Source organism: Porphyromonas gulae DSM 15663, from assembly GCF_000378065.1.
Classification (GTDB): Bacteria; Bacteroidota; Bacteroidia; order Bacteroidales; family Porphyromonadaceae; genus Porphyromonas; species Porphyromonas gulae.
The window spans coordinates 57233-58787 of record NZ_KB899152.1; the positions used below are offsets into that span (position 1 = coordinate 57233).

Annotated in this window: 1 CRISPR repeat array. The window is 37.9% G+C overall.

The features are described from left to right. Positions 1 to 6: 6 nt before the first annotated feature. Positions 7 to 1550: direct repeats of the CRISPR family, unit length 30 nt; unit sequence ATTTCAATTGCACCATACAGGAATTAAAAC. The last annotated feature ends 5 nt before the right edge of the window (positions 1551 to 1555 follow it).

Here is a 1555-nt window from a genome sequence, read left to right on the forward strand (position 1 = left end):
GGCAAAATTTCAATTGCACCATACAGGAATTAAAACGGAGTTTGTGAAGAAGTTGGAATTGACGCCTAACGATTTCAATTGCACCATACAGGAATTAAAACTCTTTCAACGGGCCGGAGCCGTTGAGCGTGGCGGAATTTCAATTGCACCATACAGGAATTAAAACTGCTTGAATCTCTCACGATGACAGTAAAATCTTCCACATTTCAATTGCACCATACAGGAATTAAAACATTGAAGGCTTCTCGCGAAAGAGGCACCTTTTTTGAAATTTCAATTGCACCATACAGGAATTAAAACGCGGATAGTGCGCGCGGACTCTACAGTGCAGAAGAGCATTTCAATTGCACCATACAGGAATTAAAACGAAGTGATCCGTCTTTTTCGAGGTCTGCCAAAGGCTATTTCAATTGCACCATACAGGAATTAAAACAGACGCAAAAAAGGAATGGATTACAGCGGATAATATATTTCAATTGCACCATACAGGAATTAAAACTATGGCACCTTGATCCCTGGTCCATAAATCTCTTATAATTTCAATTGCACCATACAGGAATTAAAACTAGGTACGCTTAGAGACGTGCCGGCACGGTCTTTATTTCAATTGCACCATACAGGAATTAAAACAAGGGTTATTCGAACAACTCAAAAAGTTGAAAGAAATTTCAATTGCACCATACAGGAATTAAAACATTGAAGAATATACTGTTATGTTTTCTATGTCAGACATTTCAATTGCACCATACAGGAATTAAAACTCAGCAAGACTTACGACACCTGGGCCGTCTCCTTCAATTTCAATTGCACCATACAGGAATTAAAACACAAAAAACGGCAAATATCCTACAACGTCCTACAACATTTCAATTGCACCATACAGGAATTAAAACTTAGATTTACAAGATTTTATCGAATGCACAAATAATAATTTCAATTGCACCATACAGGAATTAAAACATCTGCTTTATTACAATAGTCTTTTAAACTCATTTATTTCAATTGCACCATACAGGAATTAAAACAGACGGTGAACCTCCGCATTCAAGCACTGAATAAGTATTTCAATTGCACCATACAGGAATTAAAACCGTATATCGCCCTTGGCTACGATCTTCGGGCTTGATTTCAATTGCACCATACAGGAATTAAAACCGAGGCCGACTGGGTGCGCTTGATCTTAGGCCTGTTATTTCAATTGCACCATACAGGAATTAAAACAGGAGCAGCTCACGATCCGGATCATAGTATTTCAAAATTTCAATTGCACCATACAGGAATTAAAACAATCAATAAGGTTGTCAAAGAGGGCCGGAGATTAGGATTTCAATTGCACCATACAGGAATTAAAACGACGACATCGCAACAATCGTTGCGCAGGCTGTCGCATTTCAATTGCACCATACAGGAATTAAAACAATCAGGGGCAACAACGAAGCCCTTGCAGAGCTTATTTCAATTGCACCATACAGGAATTAAAACTCATAAAGATGGCAAGCAGTAGTATTTTTCTCATTTTCATTTCAATTGCACCATACAGGAATTAAAACAAAAG